Source organism: Rhodococcus sp. NPDC055024 (assembly GCF_053608585.1).
In genome coordinates this window covers 1008322-1034637 of sequence record NZ_JBSGVT010000001.1, presented here as the reverse complement: position 1 = coordinate 1034637, position 26316 = coordinate 1008322, and the positions used below count along the sequence as shown (strand labels likewise).

At 61.5% G+C, this 26316-nt stretch carries 22 protein-coding genes; 12 read left to right on the top strand and 10 right to left on the bottom strand.

Going from position 1 to position 26316, the window contains the following annotated elements:
- Positions 1-8 precede the first annotated feature (8 nt).
- Positions 9-1202, bottom strand: coding sequence for a thiolase family protein (locus ACWF6P_RS04705; RefSeq protein ID WP_452620172.1), 1194 nt, complete (start codon positions 1200-1202; stop codon positions 9-11).
- 371 nt (positions 1203-1573) lie between these two features.
- Here ACWF6P_RS04705 and lanKC point away from each other — a divergent pair, with 371 nt between their 5' ends.
- From lanKC to ACWF6P_RS04690, 3 genes are all read left to right on the top strand, one after another.
- Positions 1574-4156, top strand: coding sequence for a class III lanthionine synthetase LanKC (lanKC, locus tag ACWF6P_RS04700; RefSeq protein WP_452620171.1), 2583 nt, complete (start codon positions 1574-1576; stop codon positions 4154-4156).
- Positions 4157-4578: 422 nt separating this feature from the next.
- Positions 4579-5313: a hypothetical protein gene (locus ACWF6P_RS04695; RefSeq protein ID WP_452620170.1), complete on the top strand. Its 735-nt coding sequence runs from the start codon at positions 4579-4581 to the stop codon at positions 5311-5313.
- A gap of 320 nt (positions 5314-5633) precedes the next feature.
- Complete coding sequence (locus tag ACWF6P_RS04690; RefSeq protein WP_452620169.1) at positions 5634-6872, top strand: DUF222 domain-containing protein; 1239 nt, start codon at positions 5634-5636, stop codon at positions 6870-6872.
- A 65-nt stretch (positions 6873-6937) separates the two neighbouring features.
- On the opposite strand, the gene ACWF6P_RS04685 is transcribed toward ACWF6P_RS04690, so the two are convergent.
- Positions 6938-7780, bottom strand: a complete 843-nt coding sequence (locus ACWF6P_RS04685) for an SDR family oxidoreductase (protein ID WP_378447553.1) — start codon at positions 7778-7780, stop codon at positions 6938-6940.
- A gap of 277 nt (positions 7781-8057) precedes the next feature.
- Here ACWF6P_RS04685 and ACWF6P_RS04680 point away from each other — a divergent pair, with 277 nt between their 5' ends.
- The 4 genes from ACWF6P_RS04680 (at position 8058) to ACWF6P_RS04665 (ending at position 12698) form a co-directional block, all read left to right on the top strand.
- On the top strand, positions 8058-9065 hold the full coding sequence (locus ACWF6P_RS04680) for an AurF N-oxygenase family protein (protein ID WP_214880718.1): 1008 nt from the start codon (positions 8058-8060) through the stop codon (positions 9063-9065).
- 33 nt (positions 9066-9098) lie between these two features.
- Positions 9099-10826 carry an FAD-dependent oxidoreductase gene (locus ACWF6P_RS04675; RefSeq protein WP_452620168.1) on the top strand — a complete coding sequence of 576 codons (1728 nt, stop codon included), beginning with the start codon at positions 9099-9101 and terminating at the stop codon, positions 10824-10826.
- A 211-nt stretch (positions 10827-11037) separates the two neighbouring features.
- Entirely contained in the window at positions 11038-11511 is a 474-nt protein-coding gene (locus tag ACWF6P_RS04670) for a Zn-ribbon domain-containing OB-fold protein (RefSeq protein ID WP_161120541.1), read from the top strand.
- On the top strand, positions 11508-12698 hold the full coding sequence (locus ACWF6P_RS04665; protein ID WP_452620167.1) for a lipid-transfer protein: 1191 nt from the start codon (positions 11508-11510) through the stop codon (positions 12696-12698). Before ACWF6P_RS04670 ends, ACWF6P_RS04665 begins: the two co-directional genes overlap by 4 nt.
- Positions 12699-12728: 30 nt before the next feature.
- Here ACWF6P_RS04665 and ACWF6P_RS04660 read toward each other — a convergent pair whose 3' ends face one another.
- Positions 12729-13535, bottom strand: a complete 807-nt coding sequence (locus ACWF6P_RS04660) for an alpha/beta fold hydrolase (protein ID WP_452620166.1) — start codon at positions 13533-13535, stop codon at positions 12729-12731.
- 100 nt (positions 13536-13635) lie between these two features.
- Here ACWF6P_RS04660 and ACWF6P_RS04655 point away from each other — a divergent pair, with 100 nt between their 5' ends.
- On the top strand, positions 13636-14652 hold the full coding sequence (locus ACWF6P_RS04655) for a helix-turn-helix domain-containing protein (protein WP_452620165.1): 1017 nt from the start codon (positions 13636-13638) through the stop codon (positions 14650-14652).
- On the opposite strand, the gene ACWF6P_RS04650 is transcribed toward ACWF6P_RS04655, so the two are convergent.
- The 4 genes from ACWF6P_RS04650 to ACWF6P_RS04635 are packed head-to-tail and all read right to left on the bottom strand — an operon-like array spanning position 14637 to position 18256.
- Positions 14637-15386 (bottom strand): ankyrin repeat domain-containing protein, encoded by a 750-nt coding sequence (locus tag ACWF6P_RS04650; RefSeq protein ID WP_452620164.1) that lies wholly within the window; start codon positions 15384-15386, stop codon positions 14637-14639. The two genes, ACWF6P_RS04655 and ACWF6P_RS04650, sit on opposite strands and share 16 nt — an antisense overlap.
- A 38-nt stretch (positions 15387-15424) precedes the next feature.
- Positions 15425-16360, bottom strand: coding sequence for an NAD-dependent epimerase/dehydratase family protein (locus tag ACWF6P_RS04645; protein ID WP_452620163.1), 936 nt, complete (start codon positions 16358-16360; stop codon positions 15425-15427).
- The gene (locus tag ACWF6P_RS04640; RefSeq protein ID WP_452620162.1) at positions 16357-17424 is read right to left on the bottom strand and encodes an NAD(P)H-dependent amine dehydrogenase family protein; all 1068 of its coding nucleotides are present in this window, start codon (positions 17422-17424) and stop codon (positions 16357-16359) included. Before ACWF6P_RS04640 ends, ACWF6P_RS04645 begins: the two co-directional genes overlap by 4 nt.
- Before the next feature lie 49 nt (positions 17425-17473).
- Entirely contained in the window at positions 17474-18256 is a 783-nt protein-coding gene (locus tag ACWF6P_RS04635) for an SDR family oxidoreductase (RefSeq protein WP_378643776.1), read from the bottom strand.
- 88 nt (positions 18257-18344) lie between these two features.
- On the opposite strand from ACWF6P_RS04635, the gene ACWF6P_RS04630 reads away from it, so the two are divergent.
- From ACWF6P_RS04630 to ACWF6P_RS04620, 3 genes are all read left to right on the top strand, one after another.
- A complete protein-coding gene (locus ACWF6P_RS04630) occupies positions 18345-18968 on the top strand; it encodes a TetR/AcrR family transcriptional regulator (RefSeq protein ID WP_452620161.1) in 624 nt (207 codons plus the stop codon).
- A 187-nt stretch (positions 18969-19155) separates the two neighbouring features.
- Positions 19156-21855 (top strand): LuxR C-terminal-related transcriptional regulator, encoded by a 2700-nt coding sequence (locus ACWF6P_RS04625; RefSeq protein ID WP_452620160.1) that lies wholly within the window; start codon positions 19156-19158, stop codon positions 21853-21855.
- Positions 21856-21869: 14 nt separating this feature from the next.
- On the top strand, positions 21870-22691 hold the full coding sequence (locus ACWF6P_RS04620; protein ID WP_452620159.1) for a hypothetical protein: 822 nt from the start codon (positions 21870-21872) through the stop codon (positions 22689-22691).
- Here ACWF6P_RS04620 and ACWF6P_RS04615 read toward each other — a convergent pair.
- From ACWF6P_RS04615 to ACWF6P_RS04605, 3 genes are read right to left on the bottom strand one after another with little or no spacing between them, the layout of a single operon-like run.
- Positions 22683-24383 carry a SulP family inorganic anion transporter gene (locus ACWF6P_RS04615; protein ID WP_452620158.1) on the bottom strand — a complete coding sequence of 567 codons (1701 nt, stop codon included), beginning with the start codon at positions 24381-24383 and terminating at the stop codon, positions 22683-22685. The two genes, ACWF6P_RS04620 and ACWF6P_RS04615, sit on opposite strands and share 9 nt — an antisense overlap.
- Positions 24380-25093, bottom strand: a complete 714-nt coding sequence (locus ACWF6P_RS04610) for a GAP family protein (protein ID WP_452620157.1) — start codon at positions 25091-25093, stop codon at positions 24380-24382. The genes ACWF6P_RS04615 and ACWF6P_RS04610 overlap by 4 nt, the downstream gene beginning before the upstream one ends.
- Before the next feature lie 15 nt (positions 25094-25108).
- Entirely contained in the window at positions 25109-25768 is a 660-nt protein-coding gene (locus tag ACWF6P_RS04605; RefSeq protein ID WP_452620156.1) for a GAP family protein, read from the bottom strand.
- A gap of 258 nt (positions 25769-26026) precedes the next feature.
- Between ACWF6P_RS04605 and ACWF6P_RS04600 the strand changes: the two genes are divergently transcribed.
- A complete protein-coding gene (locus ACWF6P_RS04600) occupies positions 26027-26239 on the top strand; it encodes a hypothetical protein (RefSeq protein ID WP_003943015.1) in 213 nt (70 codons plus the stop codon).
- Positions 26240-26316: the final 77 nt, after the last annotated feature.

The window sequence follows — 26316 nt, the reverse complement described above, 5'->3', positions numbered from 1 at the left end:
TATGTGTTTCAGATGCGTTCGATGATGGTGGCGTTGGCCATGCCGGCGCCCTCGCACATGGTCTGCAGACCGTAGCGTCCGCCGGTGGCCTCGAGGTGGTTGACCATCGTGGTCAGCAGGCGTGTACCCGAGGACCCCAGGGCGTGGCCGAGAGCAATGGCGCCGCCCCACGGATTGAGCTTTGCCGGGTCGGCACCGAACTCGTGAGCCCAGGCGAGCGGCACGGGAGCAAATGCCTCGTTGACCTCGTACGTGTCGATGTCGTCGATGCTCAGGCCGGCGCGAGCGAGCACCTTGTGGGTCGCCGGGATGGGCGCGGTGAGCATGAAGATCGGGTCGTCGCCCGCGACGGAGAAGGAATGGAAGCGTGCTCGCGGGGTCAGCCCCAACTTCGACGCCATTTCTTCGCTCATGATCAGTGCCGCGGATGCGCCGTCGGTGAGCGGCGACGAGTTACCGGGAGTGATCGACCACTGTGCCTCAGGGAAACGCTGCGCGTACTTCTCCGAGTAGAACGACGGCTTCAAGCCGGCGAGACCCTCGGCGGTAGTGGACGCGCGAACCGTCTCGTCGACGGTGTGCGAGACCGTCTCACCGGCGGCATCGATCACCGAGATCGGCAGGATCTCCTTGTCGAAGAGCCCCTTCGCCGCTGCCTCCGCTGCCCGCTGGTGGGACTGCGCAGCGAATGCGTCGAGAGCCTCGCGGTCGAACTTCCACTTCGCGGCGATCAACTCCGCGGAGATGCCCTGATTGACCAGGCCTTCGGGGTAGCGAGCCGCTATGCCCGGACCGGAAGCGTCCTTCCCCATCGTCGTAGTGCCCATCGGGACACGACTCATCGACTCGACACCTGCCGCGATCACGATGTCGTATGCACCGGCGATCACGCCCTGCGCGGCAAAGTGCGCAGCCTGCTGACTTGATCCGCACTGGCGATCGATCGTGGTGGCGGGTACCGACTCGGGGAATCCGGCCGAGAGGACCGCGCTGCGGGTGATGTTGAGAGCCTGCTCACCGGCCTGTCCGACGCAACCGCCGATAACGTCGTCCACCAGGGCGGGGTCCAGGCCGTTTCGATCGACGATGGAACGTAGAACATGGGCCATCAGTTCGACAGGGTGCGTCCCGGACAGTGCTCCGCCCGGCTTGCCCTTGCCTGATGCGATCCGGACTACATCGACGATCACTGCCTTGGTCATCTTCGTTCCCTTCGAGGACGTGTACTGCTGGGGCGGTCCGGCACCCGAGTTTCGTGGCGCCGAGCGCCGGACCGAGATCGAGGGAGCACCCTGACTTAGCGCTCGCTAAAGGATTACCATCGACGCGACCCGCACGTCAAGAGGAGTTGCCGGGCTTCGAAGCAGATGCTCACCAACGACGGTTCACACGATCAGTAACCTCGCCGGGCCTCAGCCAACCGTTAGTACTTTCGAATGATAGGTTTTCAATCTTCGCCCGAAATGTCCGGAATCGGATAACCTTCCGCCACAAGCAATCCAAGCCACATGGGGATTCGGGACGTGGCACCAATCGATGACAAACCGCAGGGGGACTGACCGGGAGGTTGAGCGTGGACCTGCGATACGTTGCATTCACACGTGCCGACTCGCATTTCTACGACCGAATCAGAACTGCCACTCGACCTGAGACACCGACTGACCAGCACTTTGTCCCCGCAAAGTCGGTGGAGTGGTCACTCTGGCGGCGCGGCCCCCAAAGCGGACCGTGGAACTACTTCCAACCGCCTGAAAATCCGCTGCCCGAACAGGGATGGAAGATCCACTGCTCCGCTACCCAAGCCAATGCACAGGAACTGCTCGATACCGTTTCCGCGTATTGCGGCCACAATCTGGTGCCGTTCAAATTTCTTCGGACGGCGACAGACCTCATGTTGTCCAACAGCAAGCAGGCCAATCGAACTTCCAGCGGAAAATTCATCACGATCTATCCGCCGGATGGTGTTGCCACACAACGAGTCGTCACCGAACTGGACGGGCTTGTCGCGGGTGCCGACGGACCCTACATCCTCAGCGATGTGCGCTGGAACCGTGGACCGCTCTACCTACGATACGGCGCGTACCTGCCCATGCAGACCTACGATTCGTTCGGCGATCGTGTCCCGGCAATTCGGCGTCCTGACGGATCGCTCGAACCAGATCTGCGCGGCACTTCCTTCAGGACTCCCGACTGGGTAGAAATCCCGGACTTTGTTCGTGCACAACAAGACAAACTCAAATCACCAGGTGAGTTCCCCTTCTCGATTCGAGAAGCCCTGCACTTCAGCAACAGTGGAGGAATCTACTCTGCGTTCGACAGCAACGGCGTCAATCTGGTCATCAAAGAAGGCCGTCCCTTTACCGCCCCGGACGCCAACGGCCGGTACGCAATCGACCGGATCCGTAACGAGTACGACAAGTTGACTCACCTGGCCGACAACCCGTACCCACCTTCTGCGATCAGCTTGTTCGAGCGCGAGGGACATCACTTCCTTGTCACCGAGCGCGCTCCCGGCACTCCCCTGAATCAGGAAGTTGCACTCCGCTACCCGCTGATACGCGCGGACCAGACACTCGGTTCCCGAACGGAATACAGAACCTGGGCACTCGACATTGCACAACAATTGACTACCGCAGTCGAGAGCTTCCACAACGCTGGAATCGTTCATGCCGACCTTCATCCCGGTAACGTCATGTGCTCACCGTCCGGTATTCGGATCATCGACTTCGAGATGGCCCACAACATCGACGAGCATCCGCCCCGGTCCACCGGAGCCCCCGGATACACAGCACCTCGACAGTTGACAGGAATCGCGGCGGATCGATACTCGTTGGGATGCATCGAGCTGGGACTCTTTGTCCCACTTACTACATTGTTCCCTCTCGATCGCAACAAGATTCCCGAACTCATCGACTACGCGGTGTCTCGATTCGGTCTACCGCGAGCCTTCGGTGCCTCGCTCCATTCGATGCTCGACGTACACGCGCCGGAGCCGGAGAATCGCCCGCAGCGATGGGACACGTCGCGGAGGGAATCTCGGCAACGTACGGAGGCTCGATTGCGCTGCGGCATGCTCGCCTCTCTCGATCTTTCCCGCTCTGATCGACTCTTTCCCGGGGACATCGCCCAGTTCGAGGTGAACGGCTACGGGATTGCGCACGGCTCGTGTGGAAACCTGCTCGCTGATGATCTTCCCACCGATACCTTGGAGTCAGTTCTGGAATGGACTGAACACCAAATTGATTCGGATACGCAGCCACAGTTCGGATTCTTCGACGGACTCGCGGGTGCGGTGCACACCTTTCGGCATCACGGGCGACATTCGACTGCCGACAGATGGGTCGAGACTTTGTGTCGAGCCCCACTCGACGAGCTCGACTCCAGCCTCTTCAGCGGCCTTTCCGGAATCGGTTGCCTCCTACTCGAGGAATCGGTTTCACGACCGATCGTGTCACCCACTCTCGCCGTCGTGGCTGAAACTCTGAGCGAACGAATTTCAGCTGCTCGCGCGCATGTCCGCAACACCGACGGGCAGCCTTGGGCAGTGGCCGGCCGAGGTGGGTTGATGCGGGGACCGAGCGGACAAGCGCTGTTCTGGACTCGCCACTACGAACTGAGCGGTGATCCTCGATCGCTGGAACACGCACGCCAGCTCGTCGACATCGATCTGTCGGTGATGTCGATGTGCCCTGACGGGTCGATGCAGCTGCGAGAGGAGCGCCGGACGATGCCGTATCTCGGATCGGGATCCGTCGGTGTCGGCCTAGTGCTTCTACAGCTTCTGCGCCATGTCGACGAACCTCGCTACGCGACTGCGGTGCGTGCGATATCCCGCGCCACCACAGTCGAATTCACCGCTCAAGCTGGGCTGGTCAACGGTCGAGCTGGATTGATTCTCTTTCTGGTCGAGCTCTCCAAGACCCCCTATGCCGACTCCGATTGCGAAAGCGCATTGGCCCAACAGTTGGAACTTCTAGGCCTTCACTCCGTCAATCACCAAGGAAGCCTGCACTTTCCAGGTGAGCAGAACCTGAGACTGTCGACAGATTGGGCAACCGGATCTGCAGGAATACTGGCATTGCTCCGACATGCCGGATCGGCAACTTCCCGACAGTCGTTTCCACTGATGTGCGCGTCAAACAGCCACATCTCCTAAATGTTCGGAAGAAATCATCCCCGGAAGATTGGAGCACAGAAGTATCAGGCCAAAAACCTGAAATGAAATCAGCACCGCAAGAAAATTCGATCGATCAAATCCATCGGCAAACATGCCGATCAACAAAGGAAATGACAATGGACGCTATTCTCTCCCTTCAGGATCTGTCAGTCGCCGCCGGCAACGTCGGAGATGCCGGCCAACTCGAGCAGAACGCGGCAATCAGTTCGCTCAGTTTCTTCTGCCTCTAACCTCCGGCCGATACCTCGGACAAAGGTCCGGGGTATCGGCTTTTGAAATCCATGCGAATTACCAAACGAACAGTATTGTTTGATCATGAGACGCATCAACACATCACCGAGCCGCATACACCGATGATCTACGCGACCTGGCGGCAATGCCGAGGGCAGATCGTATGGTCATTGGCAGTGATATTCCTCCTGATCCTGACCGTCGCAGCTTCAGGCTGGTTCGTTCAGCATTCACGCGAGAGTTGGGTTTTCGGAGAAATCTGCTCACGCTGGTACGACGGAGGTGGCGGTTGCCGCGCCGACACCGCTCTCACCTTGACGACGCTTCTCGCACTCCTGCTTCCCTTCGCCTCAGGAATGCTGGTCGGCGTCACCACATTCGCCCGAGACTTCGAGCAAGGCCCCGAAAACCTCGATTTTCTCGAGTCCACCAGCCTTGTTCGATGGTATTTCTTGCGGATCCTGGTGGTCTTCGTGCCGGTCACACTTGCGATGACACTCATGGGTTTGGTGCTCGGCTGGACCCATTCGCTGGGCCGGGGAACAACCGCAACAGATGAAATGACCTCGTTCTCGTTGATGGAGTTCCCCAATTTTCACACGACGGGAATCGTCCTCGGCGCCTACACCTTTGTCGCTATGGTCACCGGCAGCGCGGCCGCTTTGCTCGTACGCAACACAGTCGTCGCGATGGTCACGACTCTTCTCGTGTTCTTGATCGTGCCCGTCACGTTGAGCGCAATGGTCCGCGAGCATTACACGGCTCCCGACATCGAAGTCCAACCCATCGACGGACGGGCACGTGCCGCAGAATACGCACCGTCTCCGTACCAAAATCTCGACTCGAGGTGGGTCATCGGTGCCGGCTTCGCCGATACGGGTGGCAACGTGATCGACGCCGATTAGACAATGTGCTGGGGCTCAGACAATTCCGATCGCAAGCAGCAAGACCTCGAGGTCGACAACTGCCTTCGAGAACAGGGAATCGATCACTATGCCGTGATCTATCACCCGCAGAGCCGGTACTGGCAATTTCAGTTCATCGAGACTGCCGTGATGCTGTTGTGCTCCGGGTTGATGGTGGCGCTCGCACTCGTCGGCGCATGTGGGCGACGTCGGCGATCCGCCTATAACCGAATGTCGGAAATGTCGAAATCGATTCGATAGCAGCAATTTTCGACCCACATCCCCTTGTGTTCGAAACTTTGTTCGATTAAACTTTCGGCATGGACAGTCGAGAAGCGTGGCAACTGGATGGCGAGGGCCTCAAGAGTGAGGTTCTCGATCTGGTGCGCGTCCGGCACGAGTTGCAATCGCGGATGGTGCTGTTGATCGTGGAGATGTTTTCCCGGGAGACTGTGGTCGGGAAGGGTTTTCGGGCGATCGCGCAGTGGTTGCACGGTTCGACGAATCTGGAGATCGGTGAGTGCAGCCTGCTGGTCAGTCTGGCACGGTTGCTGTTGCTCGAACCTGTTGTCGCCGATGCGTTCCACCGCGGTGACGTGGATGCACTGAAGGCCCGTCAGGTGGCGTCGTTTTGTCAGCATCCGCCGAAGAACATGACCCCGGCGGATGTGGACAAGGCCCGCAGGATCCTGCTTGACCTGGCGTCGAAGAACATTGCCGATTGTGATGCGGTGCGGGCGGCGATCCGGCGGATCGAGAAGCAGTACGGAAAACGTGAGGACGGCGTCCCAGCGGGTGAGGATTCGGAGCGTAACGAGTTCTACGCCTCGAAAGGCTTGTACGGGCGTGTGTCGGTGAAGGGTGATCTGGATGCCGTCAACGGGGCCCGTCTGATCACGCTGTTGTCGAGTTTGTCGGCGCCGACACCGGAGAAGGATGGCGTGAAGGACACTCGCACTCCGGCACTGCGACGCGCGGATGGGTTCTGCGAACTTCTGCGGCGGTACGAGCGGGCGGGGTTGGGTCCGATCGAGGGCGGAGTAAAACCGCACATCACCGTGACTGCGTCGGCGAAAGACATGACGGACCTCAAAGCCTTGAAGGATCTGTTGCCCTCCACGGAGGAGTTGGGGTTCGCGTGGACGGATTGGGTGGGCCCGATCAGCATCGACACCGCACGGATGTTGGCGTGCGACTGCACAGTGACCCGGATTCTGTTGGATGAGAACGGGGTTCCGCTCGACTGCGGTAAGGAAGTGCGAACGGCGACAGTACCGCAGCGGCGCGCGTTGGCTGTGCGTGATGGTGGGTGTGCGTTTCCGGGGTGTGGGACTCCCTCGGGGTGGTGCGATGCTCATCATATTGTGCACTGGAATGATGGTGGCCCAACGGATCTCGATAATCTGGTCTTGTTGTGTGGTCATCATCATCGGACACTGCATCACACCGAGTGGCGGGCGGAGATCGGCCCCGATCGAAAAACGGTGTTCTATCCGCCGATATCGATCGATCCGTATCAACATCCGATCGGCGGGAACAGCCTACCCACAGCGGCTTGAACCGCGGCAATCGAACACATCAGCACCGGGAACGAAACATGCCCTGGTGCTGACGCGCGTTCAGGTCAGATCCCGGCCCTTCGCACGAGAGCGTCAGTGGCAGAAGGGGATACAACGTCAATCGCTCGTAACAGCCCCGCGTACCGCGGATACATCTCGGCGGGGCGAGTATTGATCGCCCGCAAGATCCACGACGCAGCTTGATCGGCTGTCAGCGCCGGCTGGCTCACGTAATCTGCCGTCGGCGCGATCATCGGTGTTCGTATCAGCGGGAATTGCACTGTGGTGACATCGACGCCGGTGCCGTGACACTCCGCTCCGAGGCTTCGGCCGAAGGCACTGAGCGCAGACTTCGACGCGTGATAGGCGCTGAACCTGGGCATCACCCCGGCAGTAACTCCCCAGGTTCCGACGTTGATGATGTGTCCGGATTTCGCCTCGAGCATCGCGGGCAGCAGACGCAGCGTCAGTCGTGTAGGTCCGAAATAGTTCAGTGCCATGGTGCGCTCGTAGTCGTGGAATCGGTCGACCGAATCCAACGCGGTACGCCGGATCGAGCGACCCGCATTGTTGACGAGTATGTCGACCGACCCGAATCGATCGGCGATGGTCTCCGCGAGTTCGTCCACAGCTTCCCCTCGCGAGAGGTCCGCTGGCACGATGTGCGCCCACCCTCCCTGGCGGTGGATATCGTCCCGCACGTGTTCGAGGTTTTCCTCACCACGCGCGACCAGGATCATCTCGGCTCCTCGGCGGGCCAGGAGGTGGGCAGTCGCCTCACCGATCCCCGAGGAGGCTCCCGTCAGAACGATTGTTTTGTCGGAGAGCGTGACGCCACGCGACGGAACAAGTGAGCGCAGACGCGTCGGCGGACTCAATGCAAGATTGCTGAGAATCGATCTGATCACGTCGGCCTCGGTTCGATCTTCGCGTGCGATTCGGTGCGAACCCGTCCCTGAACAGCCCACTTCGGACGCACCGCGGAAATTACTCAAAAGTAAGTTATGGCGCCGTTTCGGCCGTGTCAAGAATTCGTCGAGATCCAGGAGTATCTGCCACTAGCTTTTCCTGATACCTCGGGTTACATTAAATCCAGACCGAGTGCCAGCGATCACACAACCGGCCCTCGATTCCACCGAATACCGCGAGAAACACCAGCGGTGACCGAAACGAAGAGGAGACGCCATGACGCTCACATCGCCGCTCGACAAGCGCGCAGAAGCATCCGACGACTCGTACAACGAGACGCTTCGACTCCTGTCCGAGGGCTCGGTGCACAAGCACTTCGACCCGTACCTCGACATCGACTGGGATTCCCCCGAGTTCGCCGTCGTCCCGAACGATCGCCGCTGGATCCTCCCGGCCGAGACAGACCCGCTGGGTGCACACCCCTGGTACCAGGCGCAGTCCGAGGCCAAGCAGATCGAGATCGGCATGTGGCGCCAGGCCAACGTCGCGAAGGTCGGTCTCCAGTTCGAGAACATCCTGATCCGCGGCATGATGCAGTACGTCTTCTCACTGCCCAACGATTCGGCCGAGGCACGCTACTGCACGCACGAGTCCGTCGAAGAGTGCAACCACACGATGATGTTCCAGGAGATGGTCAACCGCATCGGTGCCGACGCTCCGGGCATGAGCCGTCCGATGAAGATGCTTGCACCCTTCATCCCCCTCGCCGCGGGTCCATTCCCCGAACTGTTCTTCGTCGGTGTCCTCGCCGGTGAAGAGCCGATCGACCACATCCAGAAGAGCATCCTGCGCGCCGGCGGCCAGATCCACCCGATCATGCAGTCGGTCATGGCCATCCACGTGGCCGAGGAAGCGCGCCACATCTCGTTCGCGCACAAGCTTCTGAGCCGTCGCATCCCGCTGATGTCACGCCCGAACCGGTTTGTCCTCTCGCTGCTGTTCCCGATCGTCATGCGCATTCTCTGTGACGCCATCGTCATCCCGCCGAAGTCCTTCTGGAAGCAGTTCGACATCCCCAAGTCCGTGAAGAAGGACCTGTTCTGGGATCTGCCCGAATCGCGTCAGACCCTGCGCAACTACTTCGGTGACGTCCGCATGCTGGCCACCGACACCGGACTGATGAACCGTGCCTCGCGCTTGGTGTGGAAGGCCTGCAAGATGGACGGCCGCGCATCACGCTTCCGTAGCGAACCTCACCGCAGCTCGCACAATGCCGCCGCGTAGCTCCCGGACAGTCGAGATCGGACTCATAGCGCCATGCCACACGTAGTCACGCAGTCCTGTTGCAGCGACGCCTCGTGCGTCTACGCCTGCCCGGTCAACTGCATCCATCCGACGCCGGACGAGCCGGACTTCCTCACCGCCGAGATGCTGCACATCGATCCGCAGGCCTGCGTCGACTGCGGGGCATGTGTCTCGGCCTGCCCGGTCGATGCCATCGTCCCCGAATCGAAGCTGACCGACCCGCAGCGAGTGTTCCTGTCCATCAATGCGGACTTCTACAAGGAAGAGCGGCCTCGGCCACTTCTCGCCAAGGTCATCCCGGCAGCCCATGTCGACAAGGGCCGCCCGCCGTTGCGAGTGGCGATCGTCGGTTCCGGTCCGTCCGCGATGTACGCCGCGGACGAGTTGCTGACGCAGCCCGATGTGCAGGTCAACGTCTTCGATCGCCTTCCGGTCCCGTACGGCTTGGTCAGAGCCGGCGTTGCTCCGGATCATCAGAAGACCAAGCAGGTCACCCGCCTGTTCGACAAGATCGCCGCGCAAAAGGGCTTCGAGTTTTACCTCAACGTCGAGATCGGCAAGCACATCTCGCACAGCGAACTGCTCGAAAATCACCATGCGGTGCTCTACGCAGTCGGCGCATCGTCCGACCGTGGTCTCGGCATTCCGGGTGCTGATCTGCCTGGCACGGCCTCGGCCACCGACTTCGTGGCCTGGTACAACGGCCACCCCGATCACGCAGACGACGTCTTCGACCTCTCGCATCGCCGCGCGGTCATCATCGGAAACGGAAACGTCGCCCTCGACGTCGCTCGCATCCTGACGGCCGATCCCGAGAAGTTGGCGGGTACCGACATCTCCGCTCACGCACTCGCCGCTCTGCGGAAGAGTCGTGTCGAAGAAGTTGTCATCGTGGGTCGCCGCGGAATCGCGCAGTCAGCGTTCACAGTTCCCGAGTTCACCGGTCTGATGGCGCTGCCGGACATCGAACTGTCCGTCGGACCCGACGACATGGTTCTCGACTCGGCAACCGAAGAACTGGCAAAACGCGGCGAGCTTCCACACGCCGTCGAGCAGAAGTTGCGTCTACTCGAAGCCCTGAAAAACCGCGATCACGTCGACGTCCGCAACAAGCGCATCACGTTGCGCTACCTGCTCACGCCGACGTCTATCACCGGCGACGACCAGGTCAGTGGAATCGAATTCGCTCGCAACGCCCTGGTCGACGTCAACGGAACCGTGCAGATCGAGGCGACCGGCGATACCGAGACCATCGACGCCGGGCTCGTTCTCACCTCGATCGGCTACCGCGGAGTGCCCATCGCCGGCGTCCCGTTCGACGAGCGTGGTTCGGTCATTCCGAACGAGCGCGGCCGCGTCCTCGAGGCTCCGAACGGTGATCCCGCCACCGGCGTCTACGCAACCGGATGGATCAAGCGTGGACCGAGTGGGTTCATCGGCACCAACAAGTCCTGTGCGCAGGAAACCATCAGGATGCTCGTCGACGACTTCAACGACGGCCGCTTGACCAACCCTGTCGCCGACGACTCCGCCGTCGATCGTCTGGTTCGAGCTAGGCAGTCCGATGTCGTCGACCGCGAGGGTTGGCACTCCATCGACAAGGCAGAGTTGGAACGCGGCGCTGCACACGATCGCGTCCGCGAGAAGATTCTCGATCAAGGCGAGGTCACGTCGATCCTCCAAGCCGCAGCTCGGGTGAAGCCGGCCCGTCGATTCGGTCGACCCGTTCGCGCTCGCTGATCCACCACAGGTAAACAGCTACTTTCACGCACACAGCCCCGCCTGCAGACTCGTCTGCCCGGCGGGGCTGTCTGCGTTGAGCCGGGCGTCCCACTCAGCGAAAATTTTTGCCCGTCAGCGGCGGAAATCGTGTAATACTGCAACCTGTTCCAGTAAGCGGCACAGCGGGCCACGATCTCAGGATCAGGCGCGCCAACCAGATGAGGATTGCATGAGCGAGACTGCAACGCCGGCGCCGAACGGGAGTGTGACACCTGCAGTAGAGGGTTGGTTCACCACCGGCGACGAACCTGCTCTGATCGGCACGAAGTGCCAATCCTGCGGCACCATTTCCTTCCCTCGTGAGGCGACGTTCTGCAAGAACCCGAGCTGCTTCAGCGAGGAGTTCGACGACGTGGAACTTTCCCGCCGCGGCACCGTCTGGTCGTACACCGACGCGCAGTACCAGCCGCCACCGCCGTACATCCCGCGCTCGGATCCGTACGAGCCCTTCGCTCTGGCCGCAGTCGAGCTGCCTGAGGGCATCGTCATCCTCGGCCAGGTGGCCGACGGATTCGGCGTCGACGATCTCAAGGTCGGCAATACCGTCGAATTGGTTGTCGAGCCGCTGTACACGGACGAAACCGGAGTTCGTACGACGTGGCGCTGGAAGCCTGTCGCCGCCGATCAGGAGTCGCAGTCATGAGCAAGGACGTCGCAGTACTCGGTGTGGGCATGCACCCCTGGGGCAAGTGGGGCCAGTCGTTCGTGAAGTACGGCGTTGCCGCCGCTCGCGCCGCGCTCGCCGATTCGGGTGTCGACTGGCAGGACGTCGACTTCATCGTCGGCGGCGAGACCGTCCGCAACGGGTACGGCGGATACGTCGCCGGAGCCACCTTCGCCCAGGCACTCGGCTGGAACGGCGCTCGCGTCGCCACGTCGTACGCCGCGTGTGCGACGGGTGCCCAGGCACTCGACACCGCCCGCGCTCGAATCCTGGCCGGCCTCAGTGAGGTTGCGCTGGTCGTCGGCGCCGACACCACGCCCAAGGGCTTCCTCGCACCCGTCGCCGGTGAGCGTTGGGACGACCCGGACTGGCTGCGCTTCCGACTCATGGGCATGACCAACCCGGCGTACTTCGCGCTCAACGCGCGTCGTCGCATCGACCTCTACGGCGCAACCGCTGAGGACTTCGCCAACGTGAAGGTCAAGAACGCCAAGCACGGGCTGGCCAATCCGAATGCGCGCTACCGCAAGGAAGTCACCGTCGAAAACGTGTTGGCCTCCCCCGTCGTGTCCAATCCCCTGCACCTGCTCGACATCTGCGCGACTTCGGACGGCGGCGCCGCAATCTTGCTGACGTCGATGGAATACGCCCACAAGATGGGTATCGCGGAACCTGTTCGGATCAAGGCTATTTCGACAGTCACGCCGACGTTCCCGCAGACGATCATGGACATGCCGAACTTCTCCACCGATTCCAGCTCCGCCGTCCCCGCTCCGGAACGCACGTTCAAGGAATCCATCGGCTACGCCGCGTACGAGGAAGCCGGGATCTCTCCCGAGGACGTCGACGTCGCCGAGGTCTACGACCTCGCCACCTCGGTGGAACTGGACTGGATCGAAGACCTCGCCCTCTGCAAGCGCGGCGAGGCCGAGCACCTACTGCGTGCGGGTGACACCAGCATCGGGGGCCGCATCCCGGTCAATCCGTCCGGCGGTCTCGCCTGCTTCGGCGAAGCCGTTCCCGCACAGGCACTTGCGCAGGTCTGCGAGCTCACTTGGCAGCTTCGTGGGCAGGCCGAAGGCCGCCAGGTCGACGGTGCTCGCATCGGCATCACCGCCAACCAGGGCCTGTTCGGCCACGGCTCCTCGGTAATCGTTTCCGCCTGACCCTGTTCTGCTTTCGTGGCGGTCGCTCACTCAACCGTGAGCGGCCGCCACGATCACGTCTGCCACTGCCCCTGGCTGTGAAACCAGCGATGCGTGCGAGGTCGGGAGTTCGCTGGTGCTCGCGCCCATGCGATTTGCCATGAACCGCTGCGCTGTCGGCGGAATCACGCGATCGTCACCGGCGACCAAATACCAACTCGGTGTGTTCGCCCACGATGGCGCACCACCCGGTTCCAGATTTGCCCACAGCGCGATCGACTTCTGATGCGCCAACATCGTTGCCGCTGTTCCGTCCGAAACATCTTGAGCGAAGACCGAATGGAAATACTCGTCGGTGACGTAGCCGTCGACGTTCTTGCCGCCGATGGCATGTGCGTCGTCAACGATCTTCACCCCCAGAGCCGGAGGCAGCAATTGACTGCCCGGGAACCTGATGGGATCGATCGTGATCTGCACCGGCTCACCTTGCACCGGAGCGAACGCCGCGATGTACACCAACGACTGCACCTTCGGGTCATGGACGTTGGTGATTACCGCGCCGCCGTACGAGTGGCCTACGAGCACGACTGGTCCGTCGATGTCCGCAACCGTCTTCTCGATCACGGATGCGTCGTAAGCGGGCCCGCGTAGAGGATTCTCCGGCACCACGACGCGATAGCCACGCGAGCGCAGGTCGGCGGCGACCCCGTCCCAACTGGTCGCGTCGGCAAAGGCGCCGTGAACGAGAACGACAGTGGGCTTGGGGCTTGCCACCGCGGCACCAGAGCCGAAGATCAGTCCGGTCGCAACTGTCATGAGCAATGCCAGAACTGCTGTGAATGCACGTGAAATCTTCATGCGTTTCCTTCACTCTCGTCGAAAAAGCGAGAAACTGCGGTAAGCCGGGACATGCCCGTTTCGATCGTAGAAATCACTGGCGCGACGGACGTGACTGTCCGTGCAGACTTCTGGGCTCACACTGCACAACTTCTGGTTGAGCGTCCGCATCGCGGGGTATCAGGGCTGCATGGCTTTGCTCCTGGATACATCCGTGTTGGAGCCTGACGAACGCACGGACGCCTTTGTCGACGCGATGGGTCGTGCCTCGGTTCCGTGCGAAATCCACTTGGAGGCTCCGGAACGGGTGAGCGCAAGAATGAACCTGTGGAACCTCGGTGCAGCATCACTGTTCCGCTCCGAGTCGACTGGTATGCGGTTGACCCGAACACCACGCCACGTCCGGTCCGCCTCGATGCCCGTCCTTGCGATTGCCCTGCAGGAGAGCGGGATCGGCCATCTAGACCAACACGACGAACAACGCAGAGTGCCCGCCGGTGAACTGCTGATGACGGACCTGACGTCGACCTACGATTTCTCCTGGTCAGGAACGGGCGCTTCCCAGTGCCTCTACGTTCCGATGGATCGGCTGGGATTGCCGATCGACACCGTCCGCGACGCAGCGACCCGGCCTCATCACAGCAATCTGTACCCCTTGATGATCGCGCACGTTCGCGAATTGTTCCGCTGCGCCGACCTGTTGGACACCGATCCCGCGGCCGAACAACTGGGTGAAGCTTCGATCGAACTCGCGCGCGCGTTGGTCACCTCCATCGCGCATTCCAATCCCGACGCTTCGGCCCCGAGATCGACACTCGCCGCGGCTTCGATCCGTCGATACATCCGCGAACACCTTCACGATCCGGCGCTGCATCCCGCACGAATTGCTCACGCCCACAACATCTCACTGAGACAGCTGTACAAGATCTGCTCGGACAACGGATTTCGGATCGAGCAGTGGATCATCACCCAGCGTCTGCAAAAAGCTCGCGAAGAACTTCGTGGACCGGCCACCGCCGACCTGCCGATCGCGACCATCGCGCACCGGGCGGGCTTTGTCGACGCCGGCCACTTCAGCCGACGCTTTCGGCTGGCCTACGGAATCAGCCCGACTCGTTGGCGTCAGCTCCGCGATTGAAGCAGCGCCACAACGTCTGACTGACCACGACTTTCGGCATTGTCCAACGCGGTCTTTCCTGACGCATCCCGGATCGAGGGATCTGCCCCAGCGTCGAGGAGCTGAGTGATCACATCGATATAGCGCGCGGAACCGTCGCCGTACACAACGGCTTCGAGTAGCGCCGTCCACCCCGGATCATTGACGTGATTGACCGGGACCCCGGCAGCGATCAGCATCCGAACGGTCTCGACATGAGCGTGTTCACTCGCGGGAATCAGAGCCGTACCGCCGTAACGGTTCACGCTGTCGACGTCCGCGCCGTGGGCGAGCGTGAGCGCCAGAATCTCGTTCAATCCCTCAGCTCCGGAATACAGGAAGGCCGAATCCTGCATGGAATCCTTCGCGTTCACGTCTGCACCGGCAAGAATCAACGTGGACGCCGCAGCGACGGCGTTGTTCTTGGTGGCCTCGACGAGCGGAGTCCGATCGTCCTGATCGCGGGCTTCGATGTTCGCACCGGAAGCCAGGGCAGCGGTGATCGCTGCCGGATCATTGCGGTCCACCGCATCGAAGAGTGCCCGTTCGGATTCCGGCGTCGACGGCGGCTTGGCATCTGCAGGCGGTGCCATCGCTGACGACGACGCGGTGGTCGGCGCAACCGAGGTGTCGGAAGAACTGCAACCCACCAAGGCTCCGGTTACCGACGCTGCGATTATTCCGCCTGTGAGGACAGCTCTCGACATCCGCTTCATGGAACCAGTCTTCCACAGCCGGCCGAATGGCCCGAGAATCACAGATAGGGCGACATCTTCAACATCGATCGTCTCACCACCGGTTTGATCGCCGGAATGATCCACCGTTTCCAGCCGAGCGTGGCTGCGATGTCGGCGGTGATGTCGCCGAAGCTACGGCTCTGATACCGCAACAGCCGCTGACTCTCCTCGGTATCCACCCAGTCCGTCACATATTCCTTGCCGCTGAAAGCTCTCTCGGGCAACGGTTCCAACCCCATGGCGCGAAGCATCCTCGCCAGATAGTCACGGTAGGTCACCTGACAGGACTCACCACCACCGACAAACAGCACCCGGCCCCACACCTGCGGCGTCTCCAGTGCGTTGGCGAGAGCGACGGCCGCATCGTCTGGGTGCAGCACCTCGATCCTGTTGTCCAAGCCGATCTCGAACATGATGGGATCGGCCCCACGTGCGGCGATGATCGGAACGTCGGCGAACCGCGGGATGAACCACGTCAGACCGGACTCTCGCACTATGCGTTCGGCTTCGATCTTCTGGGCGGTGTAACCATCCGTCGCCTCGAGTGGATCATCCACTCTACGAGGCGGTTTCCGATGCATCGTTCGGCCGTGAACATCGAATGTCGACGCAAAGAGAACCTTCGGTGGACCGCTCTGCGCCAGCGCTGCCGTGACGACGTTACGAGTTCCCTCGACATTGACCTTCGCCGCACCAGCAACGTCGAGTTCACTGGCAGGCGGAATGACTGCGGCCAGGTGAACTACGACATCTACCCCTGCCACCGCGGCCTCGACGGTCTGGTAGTCACGAATGTCGCCCCAGATCGTCTCGATCCCGTGAAAGGCGGTCGCCCGCTTGCGATCCTCGGGAGTTGCCAGCGCAAGACAACGAACGTCGTGACCTCTGTGCACGAGTTCCGTCAGAACGTGCGAACCGATGTTCCCGAAGGCTCCCGTCAAGAGCACCTTCATGATCGGATGGTGCCTCGCCCGGCGATGAGGGGAAGATCCAGCGCTGAAACGAGCCCGGCTTCGATGTCGTCGAGCATCGGAATGGCGTTGATCGCTCGCATCCCCGTCGCCAGGCAACCTCCGGTGATCGGATCTCCGTCGAGCGCCCCACGGAACGCGGTCTCCTGCGTGATGTCCGGACTGCCTTTGATGATCACGCGGTAGACGTCGTTCTCCACGGAAGTTGCTCTGGGCCAGTGTGTTGCGGCATCGTTGGTGATGCGGTTGACGTGCTCGATCACGATCTTCGCCTCGTCACCCACCCAACCGCGGATCTCGAATCGCACTGCGGCACATTGACCGGGTTCGATGACACCGAACGGATACGTGATCGGCTCGGTGGCGGCCCACTTCTCGTACACGGTGTCGATACGGTCCAACTTGACTCCGACGGCGTCGGCGATCATCGGAATGGTGTGACCCCAGGCGAAGATCAGCACCTCGGGAATCTCGAGTACCGCCGGAGTGTCGACCGACACGCCGATTCCCATCGTGGAGCTGTAGTCGCCTGCATAATTCGCGTAGTCCAACAGTTCCTGCACGCGGACGCTGTCCACCCGACCACAGACACCCATGAGCGTCATCGGGAAGAGATCGTTGGCAAATCCCGGATCGATTCCCGTGGTGAAGCACGACTTTCCGCTTTCACGACAAGCATTTTCGAGGTCCTCCAGCATTTCTTTCGGGCACACCTGCGGGTAGACCAACGGCGTCATCGACGTCGACACCACATGCTTACCCGACAGCAAAGAGCGAGACATGTTCGCGATGTTCTCGACGGCGAATTCAGCAGTCGGACCGAAGTATGCAACCGCGTCGGCATCGACGGCGAGTGCTGCCTCGCTGTCGATCGTGGCTGCCAGCCCCACCGGCTCGACTCCGATGAGTGTGCCGACGTCGACGCCGTCCTTCTCCGGGTTGTGCACGATCACGCCGACCAGTTCGAATTCGGGATGATCGAGCAGTTCGCGGATGACCAACTTCCCCACGACGCCCGTTCCCCAGACGATGACCTTGTGTTTCATTGCAGTACAGTCCTTTCCAGAGCAGAGTCAGCAGATGGTGTATCGACGATCAGCGGAAGAACTCGCCGCCGTTGACGAACAGCGTCTGCCCGGTCAACATCCGAGCACGATTGGACGCGAAGAAGACCACGGCGTCCGCTACGTCGTCGTCTGCCGGGATTTCACCGAGCGGCATGTTCTTGCTGATCTCGGCGATGATGTCTTCTTCGGGGACCCGACGGTCGGCCGCCGCGAGGCCGACGTAAAGCTGTACCGGTGGTCCCCACATCCACGTGGGAACTACGGTGTTGACACGGATTCGATACTGTCCCAGTTCTTTTGCCAGCGACCACATCGCTGCGTACAGCGCACCCTTGGACGTCGCGTACGCCGATTGGGGCAACTGCGGATGAAACATGGCCTGCGAGCCGATCATGACGACAGAGCCGCCGCGCTTCTTCAATTCGGGCAACGCCGCCTGCGTCAAAGTGAGAGTTCCGATGACGTTGACGTCCAGCATCGCCTTCCAGGCACTCAGATCAGCGCCTTCGAGTCCGCCGAACACGTCTTCTTTGGCCGCGACGTTGACCAGCGCATCCACCCGGCCGAAACGTTCGGTGGCAGTATCGATCAAGCGCGAGCACGACTCCGGATCGGCGATGTCCGTCACCGAATAGGCGACGTGAGCGCCGGTCGGGTCGATCTCCTCGCAGACGGACTTCAAATTCTCTTCGGTTCTTGCGCCGAGCACCACATTGGCCCCGTCACGGACTGCAGCCAAAGCGATTTCACGCCCCAAACCGGTTCCGACACCGGAAACAACCACGGTCGAGTCTTCGAGCAATTGAGTCATGACGCGCACCTCCACAGGGCACCCGAGGGATAACGTAACGCCGTGTTACGAATATGGAGAAACGTAACACTGCGTTACGCTATTCACAATGGATTTCGAAGAAGTCACCCCAGACGAAGACACCGAACGGCTACGCGGGAGGCCCCGCGATCCCGCCATCGGTGATTCAGCCCTGGCCGCAGCACGCGAGTTGCTGGCCGAGGTCGGCTGGGACAAGACGACGATGGTGGCGATCTCCGAGCGCGCCGGCGTCGGCAAGCCCGCCCTGTACCGTCGGTGGCCGTCCAAGACCCACCTGGTTTTCGAAGCAGTCTTCGGTTGGGTCGACGAGCCTCCGCCCGTCGCCGACGCCACCGACCCCGAAGAATGGGTACGGGCTTCGTGCAACTACACCCTGGAACTCTTTGCAAAGCCGGAGGTGAAGGCCGCATTGCCGGGCCTACTTTCGGCATTCGCCGAGCGCGGCGACCTGCCGTCGACATTGTGGTCGGAGTTCGGCGGCCCCGGCATCGCCATGCTCGCGCAGATGCTGAACCGCGGCGACGGTGATGCCGACGCGATGCGGGACGCTCAGGCAACGATGCTGTTCATCGTCGGCGGCACGATGGTCCTGAGAATGCTGATGCCCGAGGACGAATCCGCGCCCCTGGTCGAACGAATGCCGGACATATTGCTCCATGGCGTCACGCCGAAGGACCCGGACATCACCTGAGCGCGGTAGAGCCGAACGGACGATTCGTGGAGTTCGAAATCGGGACTCGCTAAATCAGGGACTTTGGTCCGAATTTTTGATTTGGACGCTTAACAGGTGTCCGAATTGGGTAGTTTCACATCATCTAACTCGTTCAAAATTTCGATCCAGCGGTCACGTCCAGTGCAGCCAGTCGAACAGGAGTCGGATGAGCAGCCCATTTCGTGATGCCGCTGCAGTAACGCTCGACGCGTCCCACCGCGTCGGGCAAGCTCACGTGCCAGGTGCCGTACTCAACGGTCGTTTTCACCCGCCATCTGCCGTCAAAGGACTGGTCCCGCGTCCGCGCCTGCATCGCAAACTCACCGCCTCCACTGCCACCAAAGGCTCAGGACCCGGGCCCGTCGGACTGCTCTCGGCTCCGGCCGGGGCGGGGAAGACCTTGCTGCTGGCCGATTGGGCTCGCGAATATTCGCGAGCCTCCCCTGATGTTGCGCTGGCCTGGCTGACACTGGCCGAGCGCGACAACAACGTGTCGATACTGTGTGAATCCCTCGCCGAGGCGATCGCGACATCCGTCGACACGTCAGGCCAGAGGCTTCCCGCGCAGACGGGATCCAGGCAACCTGTCGATCAATGGCTCGCGCATTTCGCGGAAACCCTCGAAACGCATGAGCGCCGAACAACGTTGATCCTCGACGACGTTCACACCCTCCACGATCCGATGTCGATCAGTCTGCTCGATCGAATACTCACCCAGACGCCGGGCAACCTGTCGATCATCGTCGCCGCCCGCTACGAACCACCGCTCACGTGGCATCGCCTGGCTCTCGACGGCCGACTCACCCGCTTCGCATCCACCGATCTTGCTTTCGACCGCTCCGAGATCACCGCGATATTCGGTGAGTACAACATCACGCTGGGCGACGACGAGCTTGCAATCGTCGAGAACTTCACCAAGGGGTGGGGCGCCGTCGTTCGCCTCACCGCAGCGTTTCTGGCGGGCCGCAGCGACATCGGCGATGCGCTCGACGAGTTCACGCACACGCCCCGCCCGATCGCAGACTTTCTCGTCGACGAGGTACTGACGTCCTTGCCCGAACATGTCACCTCGTTCATGCTGCGGACATCGGTGGTCGATTCCTTCTCAGCCCAACTGGCGGAAACTCTGACCGACTCGAACGCACGGTCCGAGATCGACTCGCTGATTCAGTTCAACTTCCCTGTCACCCGTACCGACTCCGCCGATCACACAACGTGGTTCAGTTATCACCCGCTGTTGCGCGAACATCTTCGGGCAGAGTTCCGTCGCGTCGATCACGACGAGAGAAATCGCGCACACCTGCGAGCCGCGTCCTGGTTCGAAAGCAATCACCTCGAACTCGAAGCGCTCGAACTCGAGGTGTCGATCGGCGATCCACGCCGCATTATCGCGTTTCTCGAACGCTGTGGTCTGGGCCTGGTACTCGACGGACACTGTGGAGACGTCGTGCGAATCCTCGAATCCGTGTCGACGCAGGTCTCGGAATCCCCGATCACCCGGCTGGTGCTGGCGGCGGCCGCCCTCCATTCCGGTGACGTGACCTCGGCGACGACGTGCCTCGATCTTCTCGAAGCCACTCATCCACCGATTGCAGACGACCCACTGTTTCAGGCGATGAGCCTGGAAATCTCCTGCGTTACGGCAACTTCCGACAGCGCGCCGCTGGCGTCACGTCTGGAGCGGCGTCAGAACAGCACCCACTCCGACGTCGAAGCCTACGCACACATGGAGTTGGCGACTGCGCACTTACTGCGACGTGAGTTCGACAGGGCGACTGTCGAATACACTCAAGCCGTCGCTCTCGGGACGCTGCGGGGCAGGGCGCGATTCGTCTTGAAGTCGCTGACCGGACTGGGCTACGTCGCTTCCCTCAGCGGAGACATCGGGGCCATGAGGGCTCACTCCATCTACGCTCTGGACTACGCGGTCGAACATCGCATCACGACGACTGCGGAGTACGATTTGTCCGCGTCGGTGGCCGCCTTTGCTGCATATCTCTGCGCTTCGAGTGAGCTTCCGTACCGCATCCCGACGATCGGAAACTACCGGAGCACAGACGTTCTCGGCGCCAGCGCGCCGGCATTTGGGTGGCACTCCGTCGTAACCTTCGGCCTTCACAGTCTCGACGGCTCGACCGACCGACGCTCGACCGCCGCCGATGTCCGCGACGCGATGCTCAGCGCGATCGAATTACGTACTTTCGCGTTCGCAACCTTGGCTCTTCTACCGCCCGTCGTCAACGCGTGCCTTTCCGTCGGCGAAGTGGAATGGGCAGCCAGACTCGTACGGGATGCGGCCGACCGGTTCGGCGAGACCGCGGAGATACATCTCGCGCGGGGTGCCGTCGCCTTCTCGTCCAACAAGTTCGCGGAAGCACTCGCCGAAGTTTCCGAAGCTCTCGGGTCCTCCGAAATCCCGCTGCTCGCACATCACGTCTACGCCTGGACACTCGAAGCCGGGATCCACGCTGCAACAGGTCACGAGCGCAAGTCGTTTCGTTCCCTTCACAAAGCGCTACGCGCCGCGGAAGCCGGTAACTTGCTGCGCCCCTTCCTCGACTACGGCCCATCCCTGCGGCCGGTGTTCGACGAGTTCAGTGGGCATTTCGGCGATCAGGAAGCATTCGCCGGGCAGGTACGCAACCGCATTCGTCCACAAGAATTGGTGAGTGCACCGATCCTCACCCCGGGCGAATACACCGTGCTGCGTGAACTCGCTTCGGGAGACACCACCGAGTCGATTGCCGACACGCTGTTCCTGTCCGTCAACACCATCAAGACGCATCTTCGTGGGATCTATCGCAAGTTGGAAGTGAGCAACCGACGCGACGCACTCAAGGCTGCGCGACGCGGCGGACTCATCTGAGCAAGACTGCTTCCATGCCCCCGAAGCTGTATTCCGATACGCGCGATCGATTGACCGTGTGGGCGAGACGTACACCGAGTCGACGGTTGGCGACCGATGCAACCATCGGGGTCTTCGAAGTCGGACTCGTGGACAGCGCCATGACGTTGGCAGCCCAGGCCTTTACGTCCTTGCTCCCGGTCATGATCGCGGCGTCCACCCTGGAGAAGTTGAAGCCGTTGGCTGATGCGGCCAAGGACGACCTCGGCGTCCAACTCCCCGACGCCGAAATCACGAGTACCTCTACTGCGGCCGCCTTCGGGATCGTCGGCTTGCTCATGCTGCTGATCAGTTCCACGTCCTACGCGCGCGCTCTCGGCCGCATGTACGGGCGTATCTGGAGCGTGCCGACCGCGACGCTTCGTCAGGCGTGGCGGTGGATCGCTGTCGTCTTCGTCGTGGCCGGGTCGGTGGTCGGTGCGGCCCTGTGCCGCGAACTGAACAGCGTTCCGGGAGTAGGCAATCTCCTGGAATTTGTTGCGGTCTATGTGGTGTGGGCACTCGTGTGGACTGCCGTGCCCATGCTGCTGACGGCCAATCGCATGACCACTCGCATGTGCGTCGGGTCCGGACTGCTCACCGCGACCGGTCTGACCGGACTGCACGTGGCCGGCACTCTTTTTCTGCCGCGGATGACCAAGACATCTCAGGACGAGTTCGGGCTCCTGGGCGTGATGTTCACCGTCATCGGTTGGTTGTTCATCTTCTCGGCCATCGTGGTTGTCGCGTCGTCGATCGTCGGATCAGTGGCCAAAGATTCCGGTCCGCTGGGAATCTGGCTGCGAACCTCACGCTGAGGTGTTGTCCCGACCTGCAAGCGCCTGCGAGACTGTCGGATAGACGTCGACCTTCAGCGCGCCCTGGTCAGCGCCGGACAGAACGTCCCGGAATTGTCCGATGTCGCGTGCCACACGGAAACTCACCTTCTTGCGAGCCAACGAATCTCGAAGCTGCGCCAGCATCTGGGCCGCGCTGACATCGATGAACGGTGACGTCTCGGCGTCGAGGACGACCATGGTGGTGCCGGCAGTCACCAAGCCGGTGATCTGATCACGCACGTGGTCGGCATTGGCGAAGAACATCCCCGCTTCAACCCTGACCACTACGACGCCGTCGAGTGTCTTCAGATCAGGATGACTGCTGGTGTCCACCCAGCGCGTGCCGTCCTTGGCCAGCGCTGCCACATGCGGTTTTGAGACTCGATACAGGAGCAGCAACATCGAGACGGCGATTCCGATGATCAGTCCGGGCAAGGTGTCGAACAGCAGGACTCCGAACATCGCCGCGATCGCTGCGGCGAAATCGGCCCGCGCGGCGTGCCCGTAGATGCTGCCCAACCGCTTCGTCCACACCCGGTACAGCGCTGCGAGAGAGGAGAAATCGACCAGTTCGATCACTGCCGCGATGACCACGGCCGAGAGCGTCGCTTCTGGCAACTTCTCGAACAACCCAGTCAGGAACAACAGCGTCACCAGAGTCAGTGCAGCGACCACCAATCCACTGACCTGAGATTTCGCGCCCGCTCCCCCGTTGACAGCAGTCTTCGAAAGGCTGCCGTTGACCACCATTCCCGAGCAGAGGCCCGATCCCAGGTTTGCCGCGCCCAGTCCAGCCAGTTCACGATTGGCGTCGATTGTGTAACCGGCCTTGGCCGCGTACGTCTTTGCAGCGCCCAGACCTTCCGCAAATCCGATGAGCAGAACACCCACCGCCGGTCCGACCAGATCGAGGTAGTCCTCGGCTCCAACGCCACTAGGCAGACCCATCGACGGCAGGCCCGAGTCGATGTGCCCGACGATGTCGATGCCACGATCATCGAGGCCGAACAACACGACTGCGGTAATGCCGAGCAGTACGACGAGGAGCGAACCCGGCACAAGCGGAAGCCATCTCTTGACGCCCAGGACCATTGCCAGGCTGAGCAATCCGATGATCACGGTCGGTCCGTCGACCTCGCCCAGTTCCTTCACCACTGTCCACGCCTGGACGAAGAAGTTTCCCTCACCCTTGTCCACGCCCAGAAGTTTGGGCACCTGACCGATGATGATCGTGAGCGCCAGACCGACGATGAATCCCTTCAGAACCGGTTCGGAGATGAAGGAGGCGATGAATCCGAGGCGCATGAACCCCGCCAGCAGCCCGACGAGCCCGGTGATGATCGCCAACCCGACCGACAAGGCAATGAAACGCTCGTCGTCACCCGAGGCCAGCGGCGCGATCATCGCCGCGGACAACGCTGCGGTCGCTGACATCGGCCCGACGATCAGATGGCGCGAACTGCCAGCCGCTGCATACAGAATCAGCGACGGCACCGCCGCATAAAGCCCGACCACCGGTGGAACTCCGGCGATGGTGGCGTAGGCGAGCGCTTCCGGGACAAGGACAGCCCACACCGTAAGGCCCGCAATGATGTCGGGGCGAAGCCAAGCGCGTTGGTAGTCGGACAACGACCCGAAGACCCACCAGGTCCGCGTGTGCGGAGCACTCATAGTCCTTGCACCCCTTTACTGATCTGCATCGCCGCGATCAGGACGAGGAGCCCGACGTTCAGCAAGTGCGTGTTGGTGGCTATCCAGGTGCGGATCTTCTGCAACGGTTCGGTTGCCTCCTCCTTCTTGATCAGAAGGAGGGCGACGGGCACAGCAACCGAGGTCACGGACACCAGCGAGAAGATCACGGCCGAGACGATCTGCGACGTGGGCGCCACGGTGCTGAGCCGAAAGTTCATGGCGGCGGCGATGGCACACGACATGTCGATGGGGTTGAGAACGAAAAGAGCGAAACCGAGCACACCTGACCGCACGGGTTGGAAATGCTCCACCGACTGGAGCATTTTCGGCAGCTGAGGGGCCGCAGCCACGACGTCGCCGGGCGCAACTGCGGCCGCCATCGCCTGGACGCCGCGGCGACTGCGTGAGTAGACGAACCAGGCTCCGGCCAGCAGCGTCGCCCCGAGAACGAGATGGAGGATGGGGACCCACAGCGGCGGGTGTGTGCGCTGGTGGACTTGGAGTGCGGTCAAGATGATGTACGAACCGGCCAGCGCGACAACTATTCCGAGATACCACCCGATCAGGTACGCAATGCTGTTGACACGCGCTCGTTCGAAAAAGAGTACGGCGACAACGGCGACAACCGCCAGCGGGCTCATGATGATCCCGAGTGCCAGCGGGATCTGTTGCAGTAGCAGCGATCCCATAACTACCTCCAGTTGTCAGAGACCGCCGATGCCCTTGCCGATGAGAACGACGCCGATGACCAGGATCAGCACGCTCATCACGGTGGCATTGTTGTCCTGCAACCACACCTTCAGACTCGCCAACGGACTGCGCAGTCGCTCCGCGGCAACGAGATAGCCGATCACGGGTACGCACACCGTGGAGGCGGCGATGATCGTGAAGACCACAACAGCGACAATCACTTCTCCGGATCCAAGCGAGGCGGATCCGATCGAGATTCCGGCCGCGATACACATCATGAGATTCTTCGGATTGATCGCGGCCAGAGCGAAGCCCAAGCCCAGGCCCTTGGCAGCAGTCATGTCGTCGATGGCTTGCATCCACTTCGGGGTTTCGTGCTCACCTCCGCGGCCGCGCCATTGCTTGGCTCCGAACGCAAGTAGCAGCACACCCAACGCCAGCTTGATCCACGACACCGTCGCTGACGGATCGCCCTCCGAGTCGCCGAGCTTGCTGGACAGGAGCACGAAGATCACAGTGGCGACGATGATTCCGAGTATCCAGCCCAAGGCGAATCCGACGCTGGTACTGCCGGCACGCTTGGACAACAACATCAAGATTGCCGCGATGATCGGGATCGGCGATACCGCAACGCCGACCGCGAGGGGTAACAGATCCCCGATGACAGATCCCATGCCGACCTCTTCTCTCTCCCGGTCGACACTAGGGGTGACCGCTCTGTGGAGCCTCACACAAAAGGGATGAACGGACCCGCGACGACTTTCACCCGTTGGGGATGACGCCTCGGAAGCGCGCGGGAGTAAGACTGGATCTCACGGATGCGGAGTCCTGGATCGGGCAGCGACGCCGATTACATTTGACGACATGTGATTTCGAGGCTCGGAGCGGTGCCGTCCCGGACCTCATGGCCCTACGAAATGGAGCGGACACTGATGAATGCTCCCACTCGGTATCAATTCCTCATCGACGGCGAGGTGTCGGACCGCGTCAAAGCCGCGTTTCCCGAACTCAGTGTTGCCAGTGCGGCCGGTGGATTCACCAGCTTGTACGGCCCCGTCGCGGACCACACTGCTATGCGAAGCATCATGGCCCGCCTCGATTCCCTCGGCTTGACCGTCGCCGAAATGCGTCGGCTCCCAGACTGATCCGAGCCGCCCATCCGACGGATTGCCCCGCGCACGAGCGATGGTCCCGACCGAGTCGATTCGGTCGGGACCAACTG